A 26,734-nucleotide genomic window follows, 5' to 3' on the forward strand; every position below is an offset into this window, starting at 1 on the left:
CCTACCCCGGGTCCGACCGTCGCGGGCGGTCCCGGGCGGTGGCCCGCGGGTCGGCGAGGACGACGACCACGCCGATGTCGTCGGTGGGCCGGTCCCCGGAGTACCGGTTCGCGGCGTCGACGAGGGCCCCGGCCAGGGCGTCGGCGCCGGCGCCGGGGGCGCACCGGGCGAGGGCCGCGGCCACGCCGGTCTCGTCGAACTGCTCGGCGCCGACGGCGCTGCGGGCCTCGGTGACGCCGTCGGTGTGCAGGACCAGTGCGTCGCCCGCCGCGAGGAGCGCGGTCTGTCGCGCGACGACCGACTCCCGGAGGATGCCCAGCACCCGACCGCCGCCGGCGAGCGGCTCCACGGATCCGTCGGCGCGGCGCACGAACGCGGGCGGGTGGCCGGCGCAGGCCATCGCCACCAGCCACGAACCGGGTGGCGTCCCCGCCGGCCGGGTGAAGGTCGCGTAGAGGGCGGTGACGAAGCTCGCGCGGCCGTCGAACCAGACGTGCAGGACCTCGTTGAGGGTGTGCAGCACGCGGACCGGGTCGGACTCGGTGTGCGCGACGGTCCGCAGGGCGGACCGGGCCATCGCCGTGGTCCGGGCGGCGGGCGCGCCCTTGCCGCAGACGTCGCCGATCACGACGCCGAAGCCCCCGTCGACCGGGACGACGTCGTAGAAGTCGCCCATCACCTCGACGCCGGTGCCGCCGGGCCGGAACCGGGCGCCGACCACGACCCCGTCCATGCGGGGCGGATGGGCGGGCAGGAGGCTCTGCTGCAGGGTCGCGGCGAGCTCCGCGGCCTCGGTGGCGTGCCGGTCGGCCTGTTCCGCGTGGAGGTCGGCCAGCGCGGCGTGGTGGTCCGCCTCCTGCAGGGCGAGGCGCAGCGCGATCTCGCCGCCCGCTGCGAGGGCCAGCGTCCGGAGCGTCTCCAGGTGCAGCTCGGTCCAGTGCCGGACGACGCCGTCCATCGCGCACAGGTTGCCCAGTACGCGGCCGGCCGGGTCGAGCACGGGCACCCCGACCCAGGACGCGGCCCCGAAGTCGTGGATCTGCCGGAGGTCGCGCAGGCGCGGGTCCAGGCTGACGTCGGGTGTGCAGACCTCCGCACCGGTGTCGATCACGAACCGGCAGGCGGCGTCCTCGATCGGTGACTCGTAGGTCCCGCCGAGCAGCGACGGGTCCGGTGCGCCCTTGAGGACCGACCGCACGTCGTCGACGACGGTGAGGGCGACCATCGGCGTACCGAGGACGATGGCGGCCAGCCGGGTGAGCCGGTTGAACGCCTCCTCCGGCCCGGTCTCGAGGAGCCCGCTCGTGCGGACCGCGGCGACGCGGTCGGCGGAGTGCACCCCGGCTCCCGGTGGGTTCTCGGGGGCAGGTCGGTGGTGGGGCTGTCGAACACTGCTCGCCGGCACGGTGGCACCCCCTGGGTGAACGTGGGTGGGGTCACGGACGACCCCCGGAACGGTACGCGCCCGTGGCCCCGCCGGTCGCCGGCACACACAGCTGACCGGACCGGGGTGCGACGTGGTGAGGTGTGGGTGCGGATCGCCGGGGTGTCGAACGGGTGGAGCCGGCACCGCTGGGCCTGCGGGGACGTGGCGATGCAGGACATCCGGTACACACGCGAACCGCGACCACGGGACCCGGCGCCGCGGCACGCACGCATCACCCCTGCGCGGCGACGCGCCGGTCGGGGTGGGGAAGGCAGCTTCCCGGTATGACCGGCGACGGGTGGTGCGACCTCCGTCGGCGTCACCGTGGCGATCATCGGGGCGGCGTGGGCGAACGGGAGGGCGGGTCGGTGCCGGGTCAGGCCCGGGCCCGTCCGGCACGCCGCAGGGTGAACGCCGCGAGCCGGACGGTCAGCGCGTCGACCACGAAGCCGCCGATCCGCCACGCGTCGAGCGGATCGGCGGCCGGGCTGCCGATCCCCAGCAGCGGCAGGATCAGCGGCAGCGCGAACCACCCCACTCCGACGACCCCGGCCACGGCGGCCACGACCAGCAGTTCGGGGCGGGGGTCCGCGACCAGTGCGACGGCCCCGACGAGAGCCACCGCGGCCAGGGCGAACGCGAGCACGGCGATCGCGCCGTCGGTGCGGAGCCCGATCGCGAGGTGGACGACCCCGGCGACGGCCCAGGTGGCCGCGACGACGGTGGAACCACCACGGGGGACAGCGGGCATGATCGGGATCTCCTCCGGGGACCGTCCGGGGGGTTTCTCCGGCGCCCCGAGGGTAGCCGGTGGCGTGCGGTGGGTCCGGTCACCGCCGACCGGGGACACGGTCGCCGGCCCGGACCGGATCCGGTGCCTGGAGGCGCGCACGGGCTCCGGCCTCCGGCGGCGGGCAACACCCGTCGGTGCAGCCCCCGTCGGCGGGGGTGTCGGTGGGCGCCGCGGCCGCAGCGGCGGGCAGGGTGAGGTGCGTGCGCCGCCCGGCGCGCACGCCGTTGGCGATGACGAGGACCTCGGCCAGCTCGTGCGCGGCGACGACGGCGGCGAGCCCGAGCACGCCGGACGCGGCCAGCGGCACGAGGGTGAGCAGGATGACGCCCGACATCGCCAGGTTCTGCACCATGATGCGGCGGGCCCGGCGGGCGTGGGCCAGCGCGGCGGGCAGGTGCCGCAGGTCCTCGCCCATCAGTGCGACGTCGGCGGCCTCGATCGCGACGTCGGTGCCCATCGCGCCCATGGCGATGCCGCTGTCGGCGGTGGCGAGCGCGGGGGCGTCGTTGATGCCGTCCCCGACCATCGCGACGGGTCCGCGCAGCTCCGTGACGATCCGCGCCTTGTCCTCGGGGCGCAGGTCGGCGTGCACGTCGGTGATCCCGGCGTCGTGCGCGAGCGCGTCGGCGGTGCGCCGGTTGTCGCCGGTGAGCATCGCGACCCGCAGGCCCGCACCGCGCAGTGCGGCGACGACGGCGGGGGCCTCGGGGCGCAGCTCGTCACGGACGGCGACGGCGCCGAGCAGTGCGCCGTCGTGCTCGACGAGCACGACGGTGGCGCCCGCGCCCTGCAGTTCGGCGACCCGCGCGGCGAGCGGGCCCGCGTCGAGGAAGCCGGGGCGGCCGAGCCGGGCGGGCCGGCCGTCGACGGTGCCGGTGAGGCCGGCGCCGGGGACGGCCTCGACGCCGTCGGCGGTGTCCTGCCCGGGGGTGTCCTGCCCGGGGGTGCCGTGCCCGGGGGTGCCGTGCCCGGGGGTGCCGTGCCCGGGGGTGCCGTACCCGGGGGTGCCGTACCCGGGGGTGGCGGCCAGGATCGCGGCCGCGAGCGGGTGCTCGCTGCGCGACTCCAGCGCCGCGGCCACCTCCAGCACGCGTGCGCGTGCGACACCGTCGATGGCGACGACGTCGATGACGGCGGGGTGGTTGCGGGTCAGGGTCCCGGTCTTGTCCAGCGCCACCGCGCGGATCCGGCCGAGGGCCTCCAGCGCGGCGCCGCCCTTGATCAGCACCCCGGAGCGGCCGGCGGCGCCGATGGCGGCGAACACCGTGACCGGCACCGAGATCGCGAACGCGCACGGCGCCGCGGCGACGAGCACGACCAGTGCGCGCTCGGTCCAGACCGCGGGGTCGCCGAGCAGGCTCCCGACCACGGCGATCGCGGCGGCCAGGACCATCACGCCCGGGACGAGCGGGCGCGCGATGCGTTCGGCGAGCCGCTGGCTCGACCCCTTGCGCTCCTGCGCCTCCTCGACGATGTGCACGATCCGGGCCAGTGAGTTGGACTCGGCCCGAGCGGTGACCTCGACCTCGAGTGCGCCGTTGCCGTTGATCGACCCGGCGAAGACCGCGGCGCCGGGCCCGGCCTCGACGGGCACCGACTCGCCGGTGATCGCGGAGACGTCCAGCGCGCTGCGGCCGCTGCGCACCGTGCCGTCGGTGGCGACGCGTTCACCGGGCCGGACCACCAGCACGTCGCCGAGCTCGAGGTCGGCTGGGGAGACGTCGGTCCCGATGTCGCCGCGGAGAACGGTGGCGCGCTCGGGGACGAGCGAGAGCAGCGCGCGCAGGCTGCGCCGGCTGCGGTCCAGCGAGTAGGACTCCAGCGCCTCGGAGATCGAGAACAGGAACGCCAGCCCGGCGGCTTCGCCGACCTCGCCGAGCACCACCGCGCCGATCGCGGCGATCGTCATCAGCGTTCCGACGCCGAGGCGCCCGGTCAGCAGTGCGCGCAGCGACTGGGGGACGAAGGTGGCGCCGCCGACGAGCAGCGCGCCGCCGAGCAGCACGAGCGAGACGGCGTCGGATCCCCACCGCGCGGCGACGAGCCCGGCCGCCAGCAGCATGCCGGAGACGGCCGCGGCCCGCACGGCCCGTAGCCGCCAGAACGCCTCCTGCGGCTCGTCGGGGCGGCCTCGGGCCGGCGGGGTCGGCTCCCCGCCGCAGCAGACGTCACCCACCGGTACCCACCTCCAGGTCGGTGCCGAGGACGGCGGTGAGCAGTGCCCCGCCGAGCGGGGTCAGCCGGTACATCACGAGCTTCCCGTCGCGCCGGGACACGGCGAGCCCGGCCGTGCGCAGCAGCCGTACGTGGTGCGAGACGAGGTTCTGCGCGAGCCCGCACACCCACGCGAGATCGCAGACGCACAGCTCCGACCCCAGAGCCAGCGCCGAGGCGACCCGCAGCCGCGTCGGATCACCCAGGGCCCGTGCGCGCGCGGCCGCGGCCGTCGGCTCCTCCGGCATCCGGGACCGGACCTCCTCGGCGTGGGGGAGGTCCAGACACAGCAGCTCGCACTCGTCGCGGGTCACATCGACAATCTAACGTATGTTGATTCGATCGGGTGGACGCGCGGGACGCGGTCGGCGACACCGCCCCCCGGCGAGCGCCGCCGGGTGAGCGTGCGCACCCGGGCCCACGGTCCCGCCCGGCTACCGGGCCGGCGTGGCCTGACGTGGGTCCTGCCCGGCGCGACGGCGGCCTGCGGGGCCGGACCGGTCGTGCCGGCGGAGGAGGTCGTCGACAGCACGCCCGACATCGCCGCGCTGCTGACCCGCCTCCGTCCCGGACCCGCGGACGTCGCCGACGTCGTCACCGCCGACACCGTCGTCGCGGCCGACTTCACCGCCGACACCGTCGTCGCGGCCGACTTCACCGCCGACACCGTCGTCGCGGCCGTCCGGCACGACGACGGCCACACCACTGACGCCGCTCAGGCCAGGCAGGTCAGCGGCCTCCCCCCGTTGTGGGTGACCATGTCGCCCAGCGCCGCCATCACGTCGACCGGGACGCCGCGCCCGCCGCCGTCGAGCTCGGCGTAGGCGCGGTGCAGGTTCCCGACGATCCGCTCCGCGTCCGGCCAGTCGGCGAACCGGCCCAGGTCGGTGTCGCGGGCCGCCTGCAGCGGGGTGAGCCCGGCCGCACGCCCCCGCTCGGCCACGTCGAGCACGAAGCGCAGGTAGTCCAGGGTGGCGTCGAGCGGGGCGCGGTCGTGGAAGACCGGACCGTGGCCGGGCACGGTCGTGGCCGCGCCCAGCGGTGCCACCACGTTCTCCAGGACGTCGATCGCGCCGACCACCGAGCCCATGAGCAGGAACGGCGTGCCGCCGTTGAAGATCAGGTCGCCGCAGAACAGCGTGGACCGCTCGGGGAACCACACCAGTGAGTCGTTGGTGGTGTGCGCGGCGGTCCCGACGTGCCGGACCTCGGCGCGCAGGTCGCCGACGTGCAGCGTCACGCCGTCGGCGAAGGTCAGGAAGGGCGGGTCGAGCGGGAGCGAGCCCCACTCCGGGTGGTCCCAGAACGGGAGCTCCCGCGGCGGCCCGAACGCGATCATCTCGTCGCGGGCGCGCTCGTGGGCGACGATCGTGGCAGCGCCGAACAGGGCGTTGCCCAGGTGTGGTCGCCGTGGTGGTGGGTGTTCACCAGCGTCCGGACGGGGGCGGAGGTCACCGAGGTGATGGCGTCGACGAAGGCGCGGGTGCGGCGCTCGGTGGAGCAGGAGTCCACGGCGACCACCCCCTGCGGGCCCACCGCGAAGCCGGTGTTGTTGATCCACCACGTCCCGTCCGGCTGGACGTAGGCGAAGATCCCGTCCGAGACCTCCTCCAGCCGGGGTGGCCCGGGCACGGTGACGTCATGGGAGTGCGCGCTCACGCGAGGTCCTTCCGCAGCGGGCGCACGGCGGCGCCCTCGATGATCGGGGCGTCGACGGCGCCCAGGCCGTCGACCTCGAGGCGGACGCGGTCGCCGGGGCGCAACCAGGGGAACGCGTCGGCCCCGTGGACGCGGGAGAGTTCGAGGATGCAGCCCGTGCCGACGGTCCCGCTGCCGATCAGGTCACCGGGGACGACGCGGGTGCCGCGCGAGGCGTAGGCGATCATCTCGCCGAAGCTCCAGTGCAGGGCGTCGAGGCGGCCCGCGCTGTAGGGCTTCCCGTTGACCGACGCGGTCATCGCCGCGGCCGCGGGCAGCTCGTCGGGGGTGAGCATCCACGGCCCGCAGCTCGACGCCGAGTCCTTGCCCTTCGCGGGGCCGAGGTTGAGCTTCATCTCCTCGCCCTGCAGGTCCCGGGCGCTCCAGTCGCAGAACACCAGGTAGCCGGCGACGTGGTCGAGTGCCTCCTCCGGGCTCAGATCCGCCCCCTCCCGCCCGATGACGGCTGCCACTTCGAGCTCGTAGTCGAACGCGGCGCTGCCGGGGGAGATCGCCACCGGCTCGTGCGGGCCGCGCAGGGCCGCGGGGTTGGTGAAGTAGAAGACGGGCTGGCGGTACCACAGCGGGTCGACCGTGAGCCCGATCGCGGCGCTGGCCGTGACCACGTGCTCCTCGAACGCCATGAAGTCGCGGACCGACGGCGGGCGCGGCACCGGGGCCAGCAGCGTCACCGTCGCCGGGTCGACGGCCGGGCCGGTGAGCGCGTCGTCCGCGGCCGCGCGCAGCCGCGTGCCGTCGTCGCCCAGCAGGTCGACCAGCGCGGTGCCCGCGGGCGCGGGATGCAGGTGGTCGCCCTCCCACACCGCCGCGCGGACGGTGCCGTCGGCCTCGGCGTAGCTGCTCCAGCGCATCGGGCTCCCCTCGTCATCGGCCGCCCAGTGTGCCCCGGGACGGCCCCGCCGATCATGGCCCGAGTCGGTTGCGATCCGGGAGCGCCACAGCGGCGACGGCGTGGGCGGCGGCCCGGAACACCGCCACCGACTCGCGCCGGTCGTCCGGGCGGCTCGCGACCGACACGGTCGCGCCGGGGCCCTCCATCGGGACGTAGCGGACCCCGGGGTGCGGGAAGAACCGGCGCGCGGGCTCCCCGTGCAGCCCGAGCCAGCCGCTCGTGGCCACCGCGGTCGGGATCCCCGACGGTGACCGGACGTCGACGCTGCCGCGGCGGCCGCTGGTGTCGCCCCACTCCGCCAGTCCGGGGACACCGCCGACCGGCGAGACCCACCGCCGCCCGTCGACGTCCGTCGCGGTGAGCCGGTCGGCCCCGGCGAGGTCGGACCCCACCGGGACGACGGCGTAGCGGTCCATCTCCAGCGCCCGGTCCAGGACGAGGTCGTCCGCCCCGCCGACGTCGTGGACGATCGCGACGTCGACCTCTCCGGATCGCACGGCGTCGTACTGGTCCTCCCAGGCGAGCTCGACCGTCGACAGGGCCAGGTCCGGGAGTCGCGCCCCGACGAGCTCGCGTGCGTCGGGCCACAGGTCGGCGAGCCCGAACCCGAGCACCCCGATCCGCAGGACGCCCGGCTCGTCGCGGCACCCCTCCGCCGGGGCGAGCAGCGCGTCCAGCTGGGCCAGGACCTGTCGGGCCCGGGGGAGGAAGCGCTCGCCGGCCGGGGTGAGCACGACGCGGCGGCTGGTGCGGGCGAACAGCGGTTCGCCGATCTCGCGTTCCAGGGCCTGGATGCGGCGGCCGAAGGGCTGCGCCGCGATCCAGTGCGCCTGCGCCGCGCGTCCGAAGTGGAGGGTGTCGGCGAGCGTCACCGCGTACCGGAGCGAACGGACGTCCATATCCACCACCTCGCGGGCGATGCTACGACTCCCGGCCCCCGCGATCGCAACCTCTTCGGTCCATGTTCCCCGGCGGCCGCGCCGCCACGCTGGGCCCATGACACGCACCCTCGTCCGTGGCGGGCACGTCCTGACCATGGACCCCGTCCTCGGTGACCTCCCCTCCGGCGACGTGCTGATCGAGGACGGGGTGATCGCCGCCGTGGCCCCGTCGCTGCCCGTGACCGACGCCGAGGTGATCGACGCGACCGGCCACCTCGTGCTGCCCGGGCTCGTCGACACCCACCGCCACACCTGGCAGTCGCTGGTCCGCGGCATCTGCGGCGACTGGACGCTGGGCGACTACTACTTCGGCATCCGGCTCGCGATCTCCCCGGCCTACACCGCCGACGACGTGCGGCTGGGCAACCGGCTCGGCGCCCTCGACGCGCTCAACGCCGGTGTGACGACGCTGCTCGACTTCTCCCACTGCAACAACACCCCCGACCACAGCGACGGCGCCGTCCTCGGCCTGCGCGACGCCGGGATCCGCGCCGCGTTCTGCTACGGGTTCTTCGAGAGCTCGCCGGAGGCCACCCGGTTCGGCGACCACGACGCGCGCCTCGCCGACTTCCACCGCATCGCCGACACCCACTTCGCCTCCGACGGGCTGCTGACCCTCGGCGTCTCCCTCTCCGAGCTCTACGGGCTGCCGTGGGACCGGACGGTCGCCGAGCTGGCCGCGGCCCGCGAGCGCCGCGCGCTGGTCGTCAATCACACCGGGTGCGTGTGGGGGAGCGTGCTGACCGGCGGGATCACCGAGCTCGACGCGAACGGCCTGCTCGGCCCCGACATCGTCCACGTGCACTGCAACGCGCTCGACGACGCCGAGTGGGAGGCGCTCGTGCGCAGCGGCGGGAAGGTCTCGATCTCCGTGGAGACCGAGCTGAACATGGGGATGGGTCGCCCGGTGTTCGAGCGCTGCCGCAGGCACGGGATCGCGCCGACCCTGTCGGCCGACGTCATCTCGCTCAACTCCGGCGACCTGTGGCACGAGATGCGGTTCGGGCTGGGCCTCACGCGCTGGGAGGCGACCGAGGCGACGAACCTCGCGGGTGCCATGCCGGAGCAGGTGACCACCACCGCGAAGGAGGCGCTGGCCTGGACCACCGTCAACGCCGCCGACGCGCTCGGGCTGGGCGACCGGATCGGCTCGCTGACGGCGGGCAAGCGGGCCGACCTGCAGCTCGTCGGGGGAGGGGCGATCGAGCAGCACCCGCGGATCGACCCCTACGCCACGCTGCTGTTCCAGACCACGGCCGCCGACGTCCGCACCGTGCTCGTCGACGGCCGGGTCGTCAAGCGCGACGGCGTGCTCACCGGCGTCGACCTGCCCCGGCTCACCGCGGAGGCCGACACCGCGGCGGAGGCGATCCTCGGCCGGGTCCGCGACGCGGGCCGCACGCTGCCGGGCACCCCGCCGGGGGCGTTCGAGGCGCTGGAGCCGGTGGCCCGAGGCTTCCGCGACGAGGCGGTGCGGGCGGTGGCGGCCCGCGGCGCGCGGGTGTGACCCGGCCGGCCGCGGCGTGTGACACGATCGCGGCTCGCCGTCGGCCCCGCTCCCGGTGCCCGGCGATCGGAGGACCGTGTCCGCACCCGTGCCCGGCCGGTCCGGCCGGCGTTCGGCGCGCCGGGGGACGGGCGCGGGCCCTGGTGCCCGCCTCCTCGTGCTCGACCGGGCCGACACCGCCATCGGCGAGATCAGCCTGCGCCGCCGGCACGATCCCGTCGCCGACGTCGAGGTGTTCGAGGCGAAGCTCGACGACGAGTTCCTCATGTCCAGCCTCTTCACCGTCGCGGAGATCGAGCTCGCGCGGCGCGGCCTCGCCGCCGTCGAGGGTGACGCGCTCGACGTCGTGGTCGGGGGGCTGGGGCTCGGCTACACCGCCGTCACCGTGCTCGACGACCCGCGGGTGCGCTCGGTGACCGTGGTGGAGGCCCTGCCCGAGGTGATCGGCTGGCACCGCAACGGCCTGCTGCCCGTGTCGGAGCGGCTGACGGGTGATCCCCGGGTCGTGCTGCGGTGCGCCGACTTCTTCGCGCAGGTGGCGGGTGGCGACGGCCTCGACCCCGAGGCCCCCGGCGGCCGCTACGACGCCGTCCTGGTCGACATCGACCATGCCCCGGACCACGTGCTCGCCCCCGCCCACGCGGAGTTCTACGCCGCGGCGGGCCTGCGCCGGCTCCTGCCGTCGCTGCGCGAGGGCGGGGTGCTGGGCCTGTGGTCGGACCGCCCGCCGCTCGACGTGTTCGGAGCGGTGCTGGGCGAGGTCTTCTCCGCCGAACGGGCCGAGGTCGTCGACTTCCCCAACCCCCTCACCGGTGGGCGGTCGTCGAACACGCTCTACCTGGCGCGTCGCTGAACGGTCCGCCCGGCCGGGCGGACGACGGCGCCGGTCCCCGGCCAGGCCCGCGAAGCCGTCGACGGGATGGCACACCGTGCTCGACGTCGGCCCCGCGGGTCCCCGGCCCGTCGGGGGTCCGGCGAGGCCGCTGCGCCGCGTCGACGCTCAGCAGCAGGAGTCCGCGAGCGGCGCCCCGGACGCGCCGGTGGGTGCGGGGCCGGGGCGTCGGCCTCGACCGTGTACACCTCCCACGCCTCCGCTCCCGGGCCGTGCACCCACACCTTCCAGTCGGCGACCGACGAGCGGGTCCGACTCCCGATCCCGTGTCCCGGGATACGAGCGATGGGCCGTCCGGGTGACCGCTGGTGAGACACTGCGGGGCGCCGGACTGCAGTCCGGCGCCCGTGCTGCGGCTGGAGGAGATCGATGAAGGCCCGGTCGCTCGTCTTCGATCTCTTCGGTGACTACCTGCGCTACCGCGGTGGCGAGGTGCGGTTGCGCGGCCTGGTGTCGTTGATGGGGTGCTTCGACGTGGCGGAGCCGACCGTGCGGGTCGTCGTCACCCGCCTGCGCAAGGAGGGCTGGCTCGTCAGCCGCCGCGACGGCCGGGAGACGATCTACTCGCTCTCCGACGCGGCCTGGGCGCTGCTCGACGAGGGGCGGGAACGCATCTTCCAGCGTGCGACGGGTCCGTGGGACGGGCAGTGGCGCATGATCCTCTACACGGTCCCGGAGACCGAGCGCGCGCTCCGCGAACAGCTCCGCAAGAAGCTGTCGTGGCTCGGGTTCGGTTCGCTGTCCTCGTCGGTGTGGGTGAGTCCGCACGACCGGCTGCGTCAGGTGCGGGAGGCATTCGCCGACGAGGCGTCGGTGCGGTTGGACCTGTTCCGTTCCCGTTCGGAAGGACTCGGGGCCGACCAGGACATCGCGGGTCGCGCGTGGGACCTGGGCCAGCTGCACGATGCCTACGCGGAGTTCCTCTCCGAGTACCGGCCGCGCCTGACCACCTACCGGAGCGGTGGGCTGCAGGGTGTCGACGCGCTGGTGGAGCGCATGCGGTTCGTGCACGACTACCGCCGGTTCCCGTTCCGGGATCCGGACCTGCCTCCGGAGCTGCTCCCGGTCGGTTGGCCGGGTCGCGAGGCACACCAGCTGTTCGTCGACATGCACGGCCTTCTCCGGGGACCGGCGGAGGCGTGCGTCGACGCCCTCCTCGGACAGGTCTCGCGGCCCGTCCAGGAAGCGGGTTGAGTCTGTCGTCGGCACCCCGCCGGCGCGCCCGATATGCGCGATTCTGTCGACGGTCGTCGGTGCTCGCGGGCACCCGGGTGTCCACCGAGTACGTCGTGACCAGTACGAACTCGTACCCCACGGCGTCCGCCCGGCGGTGACGTCGCGATCGAAGAGCTGAGATTTCTCGACGGTCGGTGCGTAACTGTCACACATCGCAGGCGTTGAACCGGGGAAACCGGGCGCCGGTCGGCGGCGTGCGGGACGTCCCCGACGAAGAGGACTCTGATGGCCCATCACCGTCTCGCTCCCTCGACCCGAACGACCGGCCAGGGTCTGCGCACCCCCGTCGGGCGCCGCCGGTTCCTGGGTTACCTGATCGCCGCACCCACCCTCGTGGTCGCCGCCGAGTTCACCCGGGAGCAGGTGTTCGGCGCGTCGTCGGCATCCGCCTCACCGATCCCGTCGACGCCGCAGCCGCCGGACGTGTACGACCTGCTCGACGCGCTGCGCGACTCGATGCGACCCACGGCCGACCTGATCAGGGTCGAGGTCAACCGGGACGGGACCGTCTCGTTCGCACTGCCCCGTTCGGACAACGGCCAGGGGATCATCACGTCGACCCAGATGATCATCGCCGAGGAGATGGACCTCGACCCCGACCAGGTCGTCGTCACCCTGGCCGACGCGCGCCCCGAGCTCGTGTTCAACCAGCTGACCGGTGGGTCGAGCACCACGTTCTCCACCTTCACCCCGATCCGCGTCGCCGCCGCGCTCGCCCACGGCCGTCTGCTCGACGCCGCCGCAGCACAGCTCGGGCAGGAGAAGGCCGTGCTGACGAGCCGGTTGGGTGTGATCACCGGGCAGAACGGGGAGGCGCTGCCCTTCGGGGAGCTGACCGAGCGGGCCGCGGCGCCCGTCACCGAGGCGGTGGAGGTGGTGCTGAAGGAGCGCGAGACGTTCCGCGTCATCGGCACGCCGCGGGGCAAGTCCGACGCGCTGGCCATGGTGACCGGGCGCAAGCGGTTCACCACCGACATCCAGGTCCCGGACGCGCTCCCGACGGTGATCTGCCGGGGTCCGAACCTGAACTCGGTCGCGACGGGGGTCGAGAACATCGACGAGGTCCGCCGCATGCCGGGTGTGACCGACGTCGCGGAGGTCAGCACCGGTGTCGCGGTCCGGGCCGTGACGTTCGGGCAGGCGATCGACGCCGTGAACGCGCTCCGGGTCACCTGGGACGGCGGCACCGTCGAGGGGGAGGACGACGAGTCGGTCCTGACGCGGGTCCGGGCGGCCGAGCTGCCACTGGCGGTGCCGCCGGCGGTCGGCGAGACCCTGGAGGGCGCCTTCGTCTTCTACTTCCGCAGCGGCAGCCCGCTGGAGACCAACTGCGCGATCGCCGACGTGCGTGCCGACTCCGCCGAGATCTGGTCCCCGTGCAAGAACCCGATCGCCGCGCAGGCCGAGATCGCCAGGTCCCTGGGTCTCGCGCAGAACGCGGTCACCTTCCACGTGCCGGAGGGCGGTGGGTCGTTCGGTCGCAAGCTGTTCTTCGACGCGGCGCTGGAGGCGGCGGAGGCGTCGCAGAAGTTCGGCAAGCCGGTCCGGCTGATGTGGACCCGCGCCGACGACTCCCGCCAGGGCCGCCAGCACCCCCTGGCCACCTCGCGCGTGCGCGCCCAGATCACGAACGACTCGGTCCTCAGCTTCGAGCAGCGGCACACCGGCGTCGCCATGGAGCTCAACCCCGGGTTCGGGGAGGCGCTGACCGCGCAGGCGGCCAAGCTGCCGGGCGGCAACCTCACCCTCTCCCAGATCCAGTTCGAGCTGGCCAACCTCACGCCGTACAACTTCGGGGTCTCGACCCGCGTGCTCAACGAGGTCGACATGCGGTTCAACACCTCGGCGGTGCGGGACGTCTACGCGCCGGACGTGGCCACCGCGCGCGAGCTGATGGTCGACCGGATCGCGGAGCGGATGGGCAAGGACCCGTACGAGTTCCGCGTCGAGTACACCAAGCTCGACCGCTGGCGCCGGGTCCTCGAGCGGGTCGCCGACGAGGCCGACTGGGGCAGGTCGATGCCGGAGGGCACGGCCCAGGGCATCGGGCTGCACGTGGAGATGAAGGGTGCGTCCGCCTGCGTGGTGGAGATCGACTGCCGCCCCGAGACGGTGGGCCGATCCATCCGCCAGGCCCGGACCGGCCCGCGGGTCACGAAGGTGACCTTCGTGGTCGACGTCGGCCTCGTGATCAACCCGCGGGGCGTCGAGGCCCAGATGATGGGTGGGATCAACGACGCGCTGGCGATGACGCTGACGGCCGGGCTGCACCTGCAGGACGGCCACTTCCTCGAGGCGAGCTGGGACAACTACTTCTACACCCGCCAGTGGAACACCCCGCCGGAGATGAACATCGTCGTCATCGAGGACTCGGAGGCCCCGGAGCCGGGCGGCGCCGGCGAGTTCGGCCTGGCCGCGACCTGCGGCGCGATCGCCTGCGCCTACGCGCGGGCGACGGGGGTCGTGCCGGAGTACTTCCCGATCATGCACAAGGAGCCGCTGCCGTTCGAGCCGTACCCGACGGTGCCGCCGATCCCGACCTCGCCGACCGACGGCCTCGACTTCACCTTCTGAGGAGCCTGACATGCCCACACAGACTTTCAACCTCAACGGTGAGCAGGTCACCGTCGAGGTCGAGGACGACGTCCGCCTGCTCTGGGTGATCCGCGACATCCTCGGCGTCACCGGCCCCAAGTACGGCTGCGGCATCAACGTCTGCAAGGCCTGCACCAGCCACATCAACGGCAAGGCCTTCAACCCCTGCAGCGTCCCCGTCGGCGAGATCTCCGCCGACGACGAGATCACCACCATCGAAGGCCTCGCCGACACCGTCGACGCCGACCTGCACCCCATGCAGGAAGCCTGGATCGACAAGGACGTCGCCCAGTGCGGCTACTGCCAGCCCGGCCAGATCATGGCCGCCGTCGCCAAGGTCCGCCAGTGCGCCGACGAAGGCCGCAAGCTCGACGACGCCGCCATCGAGGAGATCCGCAACATCTGCCGCTGCGGCACCTACAACCGCATCCGCGAGGCGATCTACGCCGGCGCCGAGAACATGTGATCGCGGTGGGCCCGGGATCTGCTCCCGGGCCCACCTCCCCATCCTTCAAGTAGAGACGAGGACGAACCGCATGAACACAGCAAAGCGCGTGACCCTGGCCGTCGTTGCCGGTGGCCTGCTGCTGATCGGCGCCGGAGTCGCGGCAGCCGACGACAACGACGCGGACTACACCAACACCCAGAACCCGGGCCAGGTCGGCACCTCGGTCACGGCGATCCTGGGCGAGCTCACCTTCCAGGGCACCGACGCCCTCAACGGCGACAACCGGCCCGACGGCGCCAACGGCGTCGAGAACGAGTTCCCGCCCGCCGACCCCCGCTACGTCGAGGGCCCGGTCGGCGGGCTGCTCAACGGTCCGTTCGACTAGCAACCGCCCCCGGCGGCAGCGAACGCCGCCCGTGCGCACCCGGGGCCGGGGTAGCGGCAGGACCGCTCCCGGCCCTGCGGTGTGCCTACGCTCACGGGCTGGCCAGGCTCATTTGTGTCGAATAATCGACGAGCGACGCGAATCTGTTGTATCTTACGTGGGCACGCGCCAGGGCGGCGTCGTGCGCCCCTCGACGAGGAGTGTGGTGCTCGTGTCACAGCAGACCCGACCAGCGGCCCGATCCGGCCTCGTCGTCGTCGCTCTCTGCTTCCTGACCATCGTCTTCGACGGCTACGACCTGATCGTCTACGGCTCGGTGGTGCCGAGCCTGCTCGCCGAGCCGGGATGGAACCTCGGCCCGGCCGGAGCGGGGGCCATCGGCAGCTACGCCCTGGCGGGCATGCTGGTCGGCGCACTGGCGTCGGGCGCTCTCACCGACGCCCTCGGACGCCGGCGCATCATGCTCGGCGGGATCACGGCGTTCTCGATCCTGATGGTCGCGTGCGCCTTCGCGCCGAACCCGGCTGTGCTCGGCGTCCTCCGCTTCCTCGCGGGTCTCGGCCTCGGCGGGGTGATCCCGTCGGCGATCGCGCTGACCTTCGAGTACGCGCCCCGGCACCGCCGGCAGCTCTACAACGCCCTGATGTTCGTCGGCTACTCCGTCGGGGGCGTGCTCGCCGCGGTACTGGCGATCCTGCTCGTCGCCGACCACGGCTGGCGGCTGATGTTCGCCATCGGCGGTGCGCCGCTGCTGGTCGTCCTGCCGCTGGCCTGGCGTTTCCTGCCGGAGTCGGTGGGCTTCCTCATCACGAAGGGCCGTGACGACGAGGCCGCCGTGCTGGCGGACCGGTACGGCGTCGACCTGGACGCGCTGCGCGCCGAACGCGCCGCGTCCTCGGGGAGCACCGGTCCGCGCACCCTGTTCCGGTCCGGCACACGCGCCGCGACGCTGCTGTTCGGCGCCGCGAGCTTCTGCGGCCTGCTGCTGGTCTACGGACTCAACACCTGGCTGCCGCAGATCATGCGCGAGGCCGGCTACCCGCTGGGGTCCGCCCTGGCGTTCCTGCTCGTGCTCAACCTCGGTGCCATCGTCGGCGGGATCGCGGCGTCCGCACTGGCCGACCGCTTCGGGTCCAAGCCGGTCACGGTGGCCGCGTTCCTGCTCGCCACGCTGTGCCTGCTCGTGCTGAGCCAGCGGGTCGGCACCGGGCTGCTGTTCGTCGCGGTCGCGGTCGCCGGCCTCGGCAGCGTCGGCACCCAGATCCTGGTCAACGGCTACGTCGCCGTGCACTACCCGACGGCGATCCGCGCCACCGCGCTCGGGTGGGCCCTCGGCGTCGGCCGGGCCGGGGCCATCATCGGACCGCTGTTCGGTGGTTGGGTGTTGGCGGCGGGCATCGGTTTCGAGTGGAACTTCTACGGGTTCGCCGTACCGGCGTTGCTCGGCGCCCTGTTCATCGGCCTGGTCCCGCGTCGCCGCGACGACCACGCCCCATCGCCGGCAGCCACGCCGGCCCGCACGACGAACGCCGGACCGAAGGAGGAGACGACGGTATGACCTCGACCGTGCCCCAGGACAACGCGATCTCCGCGCAGGAGCAGGAGCAGCTCGACGAGCTGTACGCCGCGTTCGACGCCGCCCACATGAAGCCGCTGTGGACCCAGATCGGCGGGCTCATGCCGACCAGCCCGCGGCCGGACTCGGTGCCGTTCCTGTGGCGCTGGTCCACCCTGCTGCCGCTGGCCGAGCAGGCGGGCGAGCTGGTGCCCGTCGGCCGCGGTGGGGAGCGTCGCGCGATCGCCCTGGCCAACCCCGGCCTGCCCGGCACCGCCTACGCCACCCCCACGCTGTGGGCGGCCATCCAGTACCTCGGCCCGCGCGAGGAGGCGCCCGCGCACCGGCACACGCAGACCGCGTTCCGGTTCGTCGTCGAGGGCGAGGGCGTGTGGACCAACGTCGAGGGCGACCCGGTCGCGATGCGCCGCGGCGACCTGCTGCTCACCCCGGGAATGCACTTCCACGAGCACCACAACACCACCGACCACCCGATGGCCTGGATCGACGGGCTCGACATCCCGCTGGTCCGCACCATCGACGCCGGCTTCTTCGAGTTCGGCCCGGACGTGCTGTCGACGACCGAGACCCCTGCGGTGTCGCGCAACGAGCGGCTGTGGGCCCACCCGGGGCTCACCCCCGTCGGGGCGCCGGCGGCGAAGGCGTCGCCGCTGATGGCCTACCGCTGGGAGCACACCGACGCCGCCCTGACCGCGCAGCTCGAACTCGAGCGCGAGGGGTTCCCCGGCGTCGTCGAGCCCGGGCACGCCGTCGTCCGGTTCACCAACCCGGCCACCGCGGGCGACTGCCTCTCGACGATGCGCTGCGAGATGCACCGGCTGCGTGCCGCGACGTCGACCGCGCTGACCCGCACCGCCGGATCGTCGGTCTGGCAGGTGTTCTCCGGCTCCGGCGTGGTCACGGTCGGCGACGAGCGCTACGAGGTCGGCCAGGGCGACCTGTTCTGTGTGCCGTCCTGGGCCGGTCTGGCCTTCGACACCGACTCCGGGCTCGACGCCTTCCGATTCTCCGACGACCCCGTCTTCGAGGCCCTCGGCCTCGCCCGCACCGCACGAGAGGACCGTTCGTGAAGCTCGCGACCATCCGCACCGCCACCGGCACCGCTGCCGTCCGCATCGACGACGGCGGCGCCGTCGAGCTGGGAGCCGCCGACCTCGGCGAGTTCCTGGCGAACCCGGACTGGAAGACCGTCGCGGCGGCCGCCGACGGCCCCCGGCACGACCTGGCCGGCCTCGACTACGCCACCCTGATCCCGCGCCCGGAGAAGGTGTTCTGCGTCGGGCTGAACTACCGCTCGCACATCCTGGAGATGGGCCGCGACCTGCCGGAGTACCCGGCGCTGTTCGCCAAGTTCGCCCGGGCACTGGTCGGTGCGCACGACCCGGTCGAGATGCCGGCCGGGTCGGAGCAGGTCGACTGGGAGGCCGAGCTCGGCGTCGTGATCGGCACCGAGGTCCGGCACGCCACGCCCGAGCAGGCCGCCGCGGCGATCGCCGGATACACCGTGGTCAACGACGTCACCGCCCGGGACTTCCAGTACCGGACGATCGAGTGGCTGCAGGGCAAGACCTTCGAGCGCAGCACCCCGGTCGGCCCCTGGCTGGTCGTCGACGAGGGCACCCCGGGTGAGATCTCCTGCGAGGTCGACGGCGACGTGGTGCAGAAGGCCGACTCCTCCGACCTGGTGTTCTCCGCCGCCGAACTGGTCGCCTACATCTCGCAGATCATCACCCTGGTCCCGGGCGACCTCATCGCCACCGGCACCCCGGGCGGGGTCGGGCACAAGCGCAAGCCCCCCCGCTACCTCGCCGAGGGCTCGGAGCTGGTCACCCGGATCGAGGGCGTCGGCGAGCAGCGCAACACCCTCGTGAAGGGGAACTGAGGCATGCGCATCGCCGTCGCCGGAGGTGGCCCTGGTGGGCTGTTCTTCGCCACCCTGATCAAGCGGGCCGACCCGTCGATCGAGGTCACCGTCTTCGAGCGGAACAAGGCCGACGACACCTTCGGCTTCGGCGTGGTGTTCTCCGACCGGACGCTGGCCGGCATCCACGAGGCCGATCCGGTGCTGCGCCAGGCGCTCACCGAGCACGGCCGGCACTGGGACGACATCGAGGTGCGGCTCAAGGGGGAGCGGATCCGCTGCGGCGGCAACGGCATGGCGGCGGTCGTGCGCAAGACCCTGCTCGCGCTGATGCAGGCCCGGGCCCGCGACGTCGGCGCCGACCTGCGGTTCTCCTCGGAGGTCTCCCTCGACGACCTGGCCGGCTACGACCTGGTCGTGGCCGCGGACGGGTCCGGCTCGCGCATCCGGGAGCAGCTCGACGCCGACCTGGGTGTCGAGGTGGAGACCGCGACGGCGAAGTTCATCTGGTTCGGCACCGACTATCTGTTCGACGGGTTGACGTTCGTGCACGAGCGCAGCCCCGACGGGGTGTTCGCCGTGCACGGCTACCCGATCTCCGACGCCGTCTCCACGTTCATCGTCGAGACCGACGAGGCGTCCTGGCGCCGGGCCGGGCTCGACGAGTTCGACGTCACCCAGCCGCCGGGGGCGAGCGACCTGCTCACCAAGGACTACCTGGAGAAGCTCTTCGCCGACCAGATCGACGGGAAGCGGCTGCTCACCAACAACTCGCGCTGGGGCAACTTCCGCACCCGCCGCACCCGGCGCTGGCACGCGCTGGATCCCCGGCCGGTCGCGCTGCTCGGCGACGCCGTGCACACCGCGCACTTCTCGGTCGGGTCGGGCACGAAGATGGCGATGGAGGACGCGGTCGCGCTCTCCGCCGCGCTGGCCGCGCACCCGGACGACCTACCGGCCGCCCTGGCCGCCTACGAGCAGGCCGCGCAGCCGTCCGTGCGCAAGATCCAGGACTCGGCCCGGCCGAGCCTGGCCTGGTGGGAGCACTTCGGCGAGTACCACGACGCCTTCGAGCCCTGGCAGTTCGCGTACCACTTCCTCTCCCGCAGCATCACCGACGCGCGGCTGGCGAAGCGCGCCCCCGACTTCGTCGCCGCCAGCCACGGCGGGTGGGTCGCCGCGCACGGGGCCGAGCCCCTGGAGACCCCGTTCGAGCGGAACGGCTGGACGTCCGCGAGCAGGCTCGTGACCGTCCGCACGACCGACGGCGTACCCACCGAGGTCGTCGCCGCGGAGGGGTCCCTGCCGCTCGGCGATCCGCGTCCCGGGTCGTGGGGTGCCGTCCTCGCCGCCCCGGAGGACGAGGCGGGACTGCCGGACGCACTGGCGCGGCTCGCCGCGTGGGGCGGGGAGCCCGTGCTCGTCGCCGTGCACGGCGGCACCGCGCTCACCCGCACGCGACTGTGCGAGCAGGCCCGGCTGCACGACGGCCTGCCCGCCCTGCTCGTCGACCCGGACGGCCACGACGACTCCGCACGCGACCGCGCGCTGACGACGGTCCTGTCCGGGCGCGCCGACCTCGTGGGGGTGACAGCGTGACCGAGCTTGCGAGGTCACCGTTCAGCACAGCTCCGTCGGGCAGGTCGGCGACGAGCGCCAGCGAGGAGTCGACATGACCACCACCGTCCCGCGCGCCGCGACCGGGCTGTCGGCGCTCTTCGCGCCGCGCGGCATCGCCGTCGTCGGTGCCTCCCGCAAACCGGGCAAGCTCGGCGCGGCACTGGCCCGCTCGCTGAGCGGCTTCGCCGCGGCCGGGGGCCACCTGGCGCTGGTCAACGGCCGCGACGACACGATGCACCCCTCCGTCACGGCCGCCGCGCAGGCGGGCCCGGTCGATCTCGCCATGATCTGCGTGCCCGCCGCCGCCTGCGCCGAGGTCCTCGCCGACGCCGCACGCGCCGGCGCGGGTGCGGCGGTCATCTGCGGAGGGGGCTTCGCCGAGGCGGGTGGCCCCGGCGTCGACTTCCAGGACGCCGTGGCCGCGGTCGTCGCCGACACCGGTATCCGGCTGCTGGGCCCCAACACCAGCGGGTTCCTCGCCCCGCACGCCGGCGTCACGGCCAGCTTCGTGCCCGGCGTGGCCCAGGTCCGCCCCGGGCGGGTCGCGGTCGTCGCGGCCAGCGGCGGGGTCAACCACGCACTGGCGTTCCTGCTCACCGAGGCCGGGCACGGGATCAGCCTCGCGGTCGGGATCGGGAACGGCGTCGACGTGTCGGCCCCCGACGTGCTCGACCACCTCGTCACCGACCCGGACACCGGTGCCGTCGCCCTGCACGTGGAGTCGGTCGCCGACGGCCCCCGGCTCGTCGCGGCGGTGCGGCGTCTCACCGCCCGCACGCCCGTCGTCGCGCTCGTCGTCGGGCAGCACGACATCGGTGCGTTCGCCGCGTCGCACACCGGGGCGCTCGCCACCTCGTGGCGCACCACCCGGGCCGCGCTGGCCCAGGCCGGTGCCGTGCTGGTCGACGACGAGCGCGAGCTCGTCGACGCCGTCGGCGCCCTGTCGGTCGCCCGCACGCGGCCCGGCGCCGATCCCGGCGTCGGGGTCGTCACGGCGCAGGCCGGGCCCGGGCTGCTGCTGCTCGACGACCTGCGCGGGCGGCGCGCCCGCGTGCCGGAGCTGACCGGGGCGACCCAGGCCACGCTGGGGACCCTGCTCCCGCCGCTGACCTACCAGGCCAACCCCGTCGACACCGGCCGGCCGGGCCCCGAGCTCGGGCAGGTCTTCCACACCGTCGCCTCGGACCCGCAGGTCGACCTGGTCGCCGGGTACGCGCTGCACGAACCCGACGCGGTCGACCTCGTCGCGGCCGCGCAGGAGGGCCGGGTGCCCGGCGTCCCGGTGGTCCTCGGCGTGGGCGGGACCGGGGACGCCGTCGTCGCATCACGGCGGGCCCTGCTCGACGCCGGGATCGCCGTCGCCTCCGAGCCGCGTGGCGTGGCGGCCGCGGTCGGAGCGCTGCTGGCCGACGCCCGCGCGCAGGCGCGCCCGGTGGCCGCCGGACCCGCGCAGCAGGTGCCCACGGGGATCAGCGGCGCGCACGACGAGGACCAGGCCAAGACCCTGCTGGATCGCCTCGGCATCGCCACCCCGCCGCGGCGGGTCTGCGCCGACCGCGCCGCGGCCCACGCCGCACTCGCCGAGCTCGGTGGCCCGGTCGCCGTGAAGATCCTCGACGCCGCGATCCTGCACAAGACCGAGATCGGCGGCGTCCACCTCGGCATCACCGAGGCCCCCGCGCTCGACGCGGCACTGGACCGGCTCGACGCCATCGGTGCCGACCGCTACCTCGTCGAGAAGATGGCGCCGTCCGGCGTCGACCTGGTTCTCGGCGCCCGGCGCGACCCGGTGTTCGGGCCGATCCTGCTACTCGGGCTCGGCGGAACCACGGCCGAGGCGCTGGCCGACGTCGCCATCCGGCTGGCCCCGCTCGACACGGGGGAGGCGGCCGGTATGCCGGGCGACCTGGCCGGACGGGCGCTGCTCGACGGCTGGCGCGGCGGACCCGTCCTCGCCCCGGCCGACCTCGGGTCGGTCGTCGCCCGGCTCGGTGACCTGCTCGTGGCCAACCCCGGCCTCGACGAGGTCGAGATCAACCCGCTCCGCCTGACCGCCGACGGTCTCGTCGCCCTCGACGCCGTCGTCGTTCCGGCGCCCGCCCTTCCCGTGTCCCAGGAGGCCGATGATGCCCACCCCAATCAGTGACCACACCGTGGCATGGCCGCCCGCCGTCGCGGAGGACTACCGCGCGAAGGGGTACTGGGCCGGGTCGACGCTGAGCGCACTGCTGCGCGAGGTGGCCGACCGCACTCCCGACGCGCCCGCGCTGGTCGACGCCGCGGACGGGGTGCGCCTGACCCACCGCGAGCTCGCCGACCGGGCCGACGCCGCTGCCGCGCGGCTGCTCGACCTCGGTCTGTCGCGGGGCGACCGGATCGTCGTGCAGCTCGGCAACGGCTGGGAGTTCGTCGTACTGACGCTCGCCTGCCTGCGCACCGGGATCGTGCCGGTCATGGCGCTGCCCGCGCACCGCCGCACCGAGCTCGCCTACCTCGCCCGGCACGCCGAGGCGACCGCCATCGCCGTCCCCGACCGGATGCGGGACTTCGACCACCAGGCGCTGGCCCACGAGCTCGCCGACGACGTCCAGGAGATCACCGGCGGCCCGTGGCACGTCCTGGTCGCCGGCCCGGACGTGGCGCCCGGCAGCGTCGACCTGCGCGCGCTGTGTGCCCCCGGTCCCGCGACCGACGCCGCCGGCCCGGACAGTGGTGATGTCGCGGTCTTCCTGCTCTCCGGCGGCACGACCGGGCTGCCGAAGCTGATCGCGCGCACCCACGACGACTACGCCTACAACGCGCGCCGCAGCGCCGAGATGGCCGCGCTCGACGCGACGTCGGTGTACCTGGTGAGCCTGCCCGCCGGGCACAACTTCCCGCTGGCCTGCCCCGGCATCCTCGGGGTCCTCCTGGTCGGTGGCTCGGTCGTCACGCTGCCCTCGCCCGAGCCGGTGCGGGCCTTCGCGACGATCGCCGCGGAGGGCGTCACCCACACCGCGGTCGTCCCCGCGGTGGCGGGTCGCTGGCTCGACCACGCGGCCGAGCACGGCGCGGGCGAGCTCACCACGCTCGCGGTGCTGCAGGTCGGCGGTGCCCGGCTCGCCGACGAGCTGGCCCGCAAGGTCGCACCGGCGCTCGGATGCACGCTGCAGCAGGTGTTCGGGATGGCCGAGGGGCTGCTCAACTTCACCCGCCTCGACGACCCCGACGACGTCGTCTGCACCACCCAGGGCCGCCCGATGTGCCCGGACGACGAGGTCCGGCTCGTCGACGAGCTCGACCACGACGTCCCCGACGGCGAGCCGGGATCCCTGCTCACCCGCGGCCCGTACACCCCCCGCGGCTACTACAAGGCGGCCGAGCAGAACGCCCGCGCGTTCACCGACGACGGCTGGTACCGCTCCGGTGACATCTGCCGGCAGACCCCCGACGGGAACCTGGTCGTCGAGGGCCGCGACAAGGACATGATCAACCGCGGCGGGGAGAAGATCTCGGCCGAGGAGGTCGAGAACCTCGTCTACCAGCTGCAGTCGGTCGCGCAGGTGGCCGCGGTGGCCATGCCGGATCCGCAGCTGGGGGAGCGGGTCTGCCTCTACGTGGTGCCGCGGCCGGGTGCGACCGTGACCCTGGAGGAGATCCGCGAGGCGATGGACGCGATCGGTGTCGCCCGCTTCAAGCTGCCCGAGCACCTCGTCCTGGTCGACGAACTCGCCGCCACCAAGGTCGGGAAGATCGACAAGAAGGCCCTGCGCGCCGACATCGCCGACCGGCTCAGCGGGACACCGGCGTGAGCGCCCGGCACGACACGACGGTGACGCTGCCCTGGATGCGGGAGGGCACGGCGCACCTGCTGGGGATCGTCGGGAAGCTGGGCGACGAGGAGTTCGCCGAGCCCAGCGCGCTGCCCGGCTGGACCCGCGGCCACGTCGTCGGGCACGTCGCCCGCAACGCCGAGGCGCTGCACCGGCTCACGGTCTGGGCCGCGACGGGCGAGGAGACCCCGATGTACGCCGACCGCGAGCAGCGGGCCGCGGAGATCGAGCGATCGTCGGCACTCCCTCCGCCCACCCTCCGCGAGGACCTCGCCCGCACGGCGGAGGTCCTCGACGGAGCGTTGTCCGCGCTCACCCCGGAGCAGTGGCAGGCGCAGGTCCGCAGTGCGCTGGGCCGGGCCATCCCGGCGGCGGAGGTGCCGTGGATGCGGATCCGGGAGGTGTGGCTGCACGCCGTGGACCTCGGCGGCGGCCTCGGCGACCTGCCCCACGGCGTCGTCGACCTCCTGCTCGACGACGTCACGGCCGCCCTGTCGGGCCGGGACGGGTGCCCGGCGCTGGACCTCGTCGCGGTCGACCGGGACCGGGCGTGGCGGTTGGGCGAGGCGCCGCCCACCGCGACGGTGACCGCCACCGCGGCGGACCTCGCGGGCTGGGTCACCGGACGGATCGCCGACGGTTCCCGGCCCGCGCTGCCGCGCTGGCTCTGACGCAGGCGTTCTCCAGCCACGTGTTCGAGCCCGGCGGCAACCGCGTCGAGCCGTTCTCCGGCGGCTACCCGATCCACGGCCCGGACCGGCGGCCGATCAGCTGGGACGGCGCGAACATCGAGAAGGTCATCGTCTGGTTCGGCGGGCAGCTGCCGGACAGCTTCCCCGCCGTCGCCACCTGAGGAGCCCCTACCGGTCCGCGAGCACGGCGGGGTCCGGCTGCTGCGCCCGCTCGCCCGCCGGGGTGTCCCTCCAGCGCCCGGCCTGCCGGGGTCGTGCAGCTCACGCGGATCGGTGACGGACGTCTGCCCGGGGTGGTCCTTCCAGAGGTGGAACGCGCGTCAGGAATCCGCATATGCGGAACAGGCGGGTAGGGCTGTCGGCAGGGGGGGCGTAGCAATGTTTCATAACGTAGACGCTCGTCAAGATCACGTTGTACCTTTCGGGTTGGTGCCGGTGTCATCGAGGACGCCGACCGTGATCGAGGGCGGAACATGTCGAACAACGGCGCGGGCACGGCGGTGGCAGACGGGTTCGGAGCCGTCCGGGCGAACCAGGACCGGCGGGCGGAGAACCTGCAGCCGGCCTACGACTACGTCGTGTGCGGGTCGGGGAGCGCGGGCTGCGTCGTCGCCTCGCGGTTGGCGGCGAACCCGTCGGTCAGCGTCCTGCTGATCGAGGCGGGCGGTTGGGACACCGCGGAGCAGGTGCTAGACCCGGGCCAGTGGTTCACGAACCTCGGCACCGACCGCGACTGGGGCGACGTCGCGATCCCGGGCCCCGGGGTCAACGGCCGCGCGATCCCGGAGCACATGGGCCGCGTGGTCGGGGGCGGTACCAGCATCAACGCGACGATCTGGGCGCGTCCGTTCCGGGCCGACCTCGACTGTTGGGCCGAGGTGACCGGCGATCCGGCCTGGGGCTACGAGCACGGCCTGGAGATCTTCCGGCAGGTCGAGGACTGGCAGGGCGACGCCGACCCGCGCTACCGCGGGAAGGGCGGCCCGGTCTGGTGCCAGCCGGCGCACGACCCGTCGCCGCTCGTCCCCGCGCTGCTCGACGCGGCGGCGGGACTGGGCCACCCGGTCCTGGCCGACCAGAACGGCGCCCGCGAGGAGAGCGCAGGCGGTTTCGCGCTGATGAACCAGATCATCCGCGACGGCCGGCGTCGCAACATGGCCGCGGCGTTCCTCTACCCGGTGCTCGCGCAGGACAACATCACCGTGCTGACCGGGGCGCACGTCGACCGGGTCGTGATCGAGGGCGGGCGGGCCACCGGGGTCGAGGTGGCGGTCGGCGCCGGGCGCCGGGTCATCGGGGCCGGCAGCGAGGTCGTGCTGAGCGCGGGCGGCATCAACACGGCCAAGATCCTCATGCTCAGCGGGATCGGCGACGCGGCGGACCTGCGCGGCCACGGCATCGAGGTGGTCGCCGACTCGCCCGAGGTCGGAGCCAACTTCCAGGACCACATCCTGCACGGTGGCTGCCTGTGGGAGCCGCACGAGGCGCAGGCGCCGCGCAACAGCGCCGCGAACGCCGCGGGCTTCTGGAAGTCCGACGGCGTCCTGGCCTCGCCCGACATCAACATCGTGCAGATCGAGATCCCGTACGCCAGCGAGGTGGTGGCCGCGCAGTACGCCCCGCCGCCCTCCAGCTGGGCCCTGTGCGCGGGACTGGTCGCGCCGAAGAGCCGCGGACGGATGACGCTGCGCTCGGCCGATCCGCGGGACCGGCCGGTCCTGGACGCCGCCTTCCTCTCGCACCCGGACGACGTGGCGGCGCTGGCGAAGGGCATCGAGCTGTGCCGCGAGCTCGGCAACTCCCCGCAGATGCGTCCGTTCGCCAAGCGGGAGGTGGCGCCGGGCCGGGAGCTCTCGCCGTCGGAGCTCGTCGAGTTCGTCCGCAACGGGGCCACCACCTACTTCCACGAGGCCGGCACCTGCCGCATGGGACGCGACTCCGCGGCCGTCGTCGATCCCGAGCTGCGCGTGAACGGCGTGCAGAACCTCCGCGTCGCCGACGCGTCGGTCATGCCGCGCATCCCGGGCGTCGCGACCATGGCGACGTGCGTGCTGATCGGTGCGCGCATGGCGGAGATCCTGGGAGCCGGCGGCTGACGGTCGCGCGGATCCGGTTCCGACGAGGA

At 74.1% G+C, this 26,734-nt stretch carries 24 protein-coding genes; 16 read left to right on the plus strand and 8 right to left on the minus strand.

Annotation, left to right across the window (positions count from 1 at the left end; translation table 11 throughout):
• Position 1: 1 nt before the first annotated feature.
• The 4 genes from I4I81_RS02240 to I4I81_RS02255 form a co-directional block, all read right to left on the minus strand.
• On the minus strand, positions 2-1,339 hold the full coding sequence (locus I4I81_RS02240; RefSeq protein WP_218604096.1) for a PP2C family protein-serine/threonine phosphatase: 1,338 nt from the start codon (positions 1,337-1,339) through the stop codon (positions 2-4).
• Positions 1,340-1,802: 463 nt separating this feature from the next.
• Positions 1,803-2,177, minus strand: coding sequence for a hypothetical protein (locus tag I4I81_RS02245; protein WP_218615767.1), 375 nt, complete (start codon positions 2,175-2,177; stop codon positions 1,803-1,805).
• A 79-nt stretch (positions 2,178-2,256) separates the two neighbouring features.
• Positions 2,257-4,395: a heavy metal translocating P-type ATPase gene (locus tag I4I81_RS02250; protein WP_226363698.1), complete on the minus strand. Its 2,139-nt coding sequence runs from the start codon at positions 4,393-4,395 to the stop codon at positions 2,257-2,259.
• Positions 4,388-4,747, minus strand: a complete 360-nt coding sequence (locus I4I81_RS02255; RefSeq protein ID WP_218603921.1) for an ArsR/SmtB family transcription factor — start codon at positions 4,745-4,747, stop codon at positions 4,388-4,390. Before I4I81_RS02255 ends, I4I81_RS02250 begins: the two co-directional genes overlap by 8 nt.
• Before the next feature lie 84 nt (positions 4,748-4,831).
• Here I4I81_RS02255 and I4I81_RS02260 point away from each other — a divergent pair, with 84 nt between their 5' ends.
• On the plus strand, positions 4,832-5,257 hold the full coding sequence (locus tag I4I81_RS02260; protein WP_218603922.1) for a hypothetical protein: 426 nt from the start codon (positions 4,832-4,834) through the stop codon (positions 5,255-5,257).
• Here the strand turns inward: I4I81_RS02260 and I4I81_RS02265 are convergent.
• Genes I4I81_RS02265 through I4I81_RS02275 form a run of 4 tightly spaced genes read right to left on the minus strand, consistent with a single transcriptional unit; the run spans position 5,149 to position 7,943 of the window.
• The gene (locus I4I81_RS02265; protein WP_308187727.1) at positions 5,149-5,772 is read right to left on the minus strand and encodes an MBL fold metallo-hydrolase; all 624 of its coding nucleotides are present in this window, start codon (positions 5,770-5,772) and stop codon (positions 5,149-5,151) included. The genes I4I81_RS02260 and I4I81_RS02265 overlap by 109 nt on opposite strands.
• Positions 5,769-6,092 (minus strand): MBL fold metallo-hydrolase, encoded by a 324-nt coding sequence (locus I4I81_RS31375; protein WP_308187728.1) that lies wholly within the window; start codon positions 6,090-6,092, stop codon positions 5,769-5,771. Before I4I81_RS31375 ends, I4I81_RS02265 begins: the two co-directional genes overlap by 4 nt.
• Positions 6,089-7,003, minus strand: coding sequence for a fumarylacetoacetate hydrolase family protein (locus tag I4I81_RS02270; protein ID WP_218603923.1), 915 nt, complete (start codon positions 7,001-7,003; stop codon positions 6,089-6,091). Before I4I81_RS02270 ends, I4I81_RS31375 begins: the two co-directional genes overlap by 4 nt.
• 52 nt (positions 7,004-7,055) lie before the next feature.
• Positions 7,056-7,943, minus strand: a complete 888-nt coding sequence (locus I4I81_RS02275) for a LysR family transcriptional regulator (RefSeq protein WP_218603924.1) — start codon at positions 7,941-7,943, stop codon at positions 7,056-7,058.
• Positions 7,944-8,040: 97 nt separating this feature from the next.
• Here I4I81_RS02275 and I4I81_RS02280 point away from each other — a divergent pair, with 97 nt between their 5' ends.
• From I4I81_RS02280 to I4I81_RS02350, 15 genes are all read left to right on the plus strand, one after another.
• A complete protein-coding gene (locus I4I81_RS02280) occupies positions 8,041-9,492 on the plus strand; it encodes an amidohydrolase family protein (RefSeq protein WP_218603925.1) in 1,452 nt (483 codons plus the stop codon).
• Positions 9,493-9,568: 76 nt separating this feature from the next.
• On the plus strand, positions 9,569-10,345 hold the full coding sequence (locus I4I81_RS02285; protein WP_226363699.1) for a polyamine aminopropyltransferase: 777 nt from the start codon (positions 9,569-9,571) through the stop codon (positions 10,343-10,345).
• 408 nt (positions 10,346-10,753) lie between these two features.
• Positions 10,754-11,578 carry a PaaX family transcriptional regulator gene (locus I4I81_RS02290; RefSeq protein ID WP_218603927.1) on the plus strand — a complete coding sequence of 275 codons (825 nt, stop codon included), beginning with the start codon at positions 10,754-10,756 and terminating at the stop codon, positions 11,576-11,578.
• A gap of 267 nt (positions 11,579-11,845) precedes the next feature.
• Positions 11,846-14,194, plus strand: a complete 2,349-nt coding sequence (locus tag I4I81_RS02295) for a molybdopterin cofactor-binding domain-containing protein (RefSeq protein WP_218603928.1) — start codon at positions 11,846-11,848, stop codon at positions 14,192-14,194.
• A gap of 10 nt (positions 14,195-14,204) precedes the next feature.
• The gene (locus I4I81_RS02300) at positions 14,205-14,681 is read left to right on the plus strand and encodes a (2Fe-2S)-binding protein (protein ID WP_218615768.1); all 477 of its coding nucleotides are present in this window, start codon (positions 14,205-14,207) and stop codon (positions 14,679-14,681) included.
• 70 nt (positions 14,682-14,751) lie between these two features.
• Positions 14,752-15,048 (plus strand): hypothetical protein, encoded by a 297-nt coding sequence (locus I4I81_RS02305; RefSeq protein WP_218615769.1) that lies wholly within the window; start codon positions 14,752-14,754, stop codon positions 15,046-15,048.
• Positions 15,049-15,259: 211 nt separating this feature from the next.
• Positions 15,260-16,606, plus strand: coding sequence for an MFS transporter (locus tag I4I81_RS02310; protein WP_218601417.1), 1,347 nt, complete (start codon positions 15,260-15,262; stop codon positions 16,604-16,606).
• Positions 16,603-17,694, plus strand: coding sequence for a cupin domain-containing protein (locus tag I4I81_RS02315; protein ID WP_218601416.1), 1,092 nt, complete (start codon positions 16,603-16,605; stop codon positions 17,692-17,694). The genes I4I81_RS02310 and I4I81_RS02315 overlap by 4 nt, the downstream gene beginning before the upstream one ends.
• A complete protein-coding gene (locus I4I81_RS02320) occupies positions 17,691-18,506 on the plus strand; it encodes a fumarylacetoacetate hydrolase family protein (protein WP_218601415.1) in 816 nt (271 codons plus the stop codon). Before I4I81_RS02315 ends, I4I81_RS02320 begins: the two co-directional genes overlap by 4 nt.
• Before the next feature lie 3 nt (positions 18,507-18,509).
• Positions 18,510-20,084 (plus strand): FAD-dependent monooxygenase, encoded by a 1,575-nt coding sequence (locus I4I81_RS02325; RefSeq protein ID WP_218601414.1) that lies wholly within the window; start codon positions 18,510-18,512, stop codon positions 20,082-20,084.
• A 73-nt stretch (positions 20,085-20,157) separates the two neighbouring features.
• Positions 20,158-22,251 carry an acetate--CoA ligase family protein gene (locus tag I4I81_RS02330; protein WP_218601413.1) on the plus strand — a complete coding sequence of 698 codons (2,094 nt, stop codon included), beginning with the start codon at positions 20,158-20,160 and terminating at the stop codon, positions 22,249-22,251.
• Positions 22,232-23,896 carry a (2,3-dihydroxybenzoyl)adenylate synthase gene (locus tag I4I81_RS02335; RefSeq protein WP_218601422.1) on the plus strand — a complete coding sequence of 555 codons (1,665 nt, stop codon included), beginning with the start codon at positions 22,232-22,234 and terminating at the stop codon, positions 23,894-23,896. The genes I4I81_RS02330 and I4I81_RS02335 overlap by 20 nt, the downstream gene beginning before the upstream one ends.
• A complete protein-coding gene (locus I4I81_RS02340) occupies positions 23,893-24,588 on the plus strand; it encodes a maleylpyruvate isomerase family mycothiol-dependent enzyme (RefSeq protein WP_226363700.1) in 696 nt (231 codons plus the stop codon). The genes I4I81_RS02335 and I4I81_RS02340 overlap by 4 nt, the downstream gene beginning before the upstream one ends.
• Positions 24,589-24,608: 20 nt before the next feature.
• Positions 24,609-24,770 (plus strand): VOC family protein, encoded by a 162-nt coding sequence (locus tag I4I81_RS02345; RefSeq protein ID WP_218601412.1) that lies wholly within the window; start codon positions 24,609-24,611, stop codon positions 24,768-24,770.
• Between the two features lie 312 nt (positions 24,771-25,082).
• Positions 25,083-26,705, plus strand: coding sequence for a GMC family oxidoreductase (locus tag I4I81_RS02350; RefSeq protein ID WP_218601411.1), 1,623 nt, complete (start codon positions 25,083-25,085; stop codon positions 26,703-26,705).
• Positions 26,706-26,734 lie beyond the last annotated feature (29 nt).

Source organism: Pseudonocardia abyssalis (genome assembly GCF_019263705.2).
In the GTDB taxonomy this organism is placed as follows: domain Bacteria; phylum Actinomycetota; class Actinomycetes; order Mycobacteriales; family Pseudonocardiaceae; genus Pseudonocardia; species Pseudonocardia abyssalis.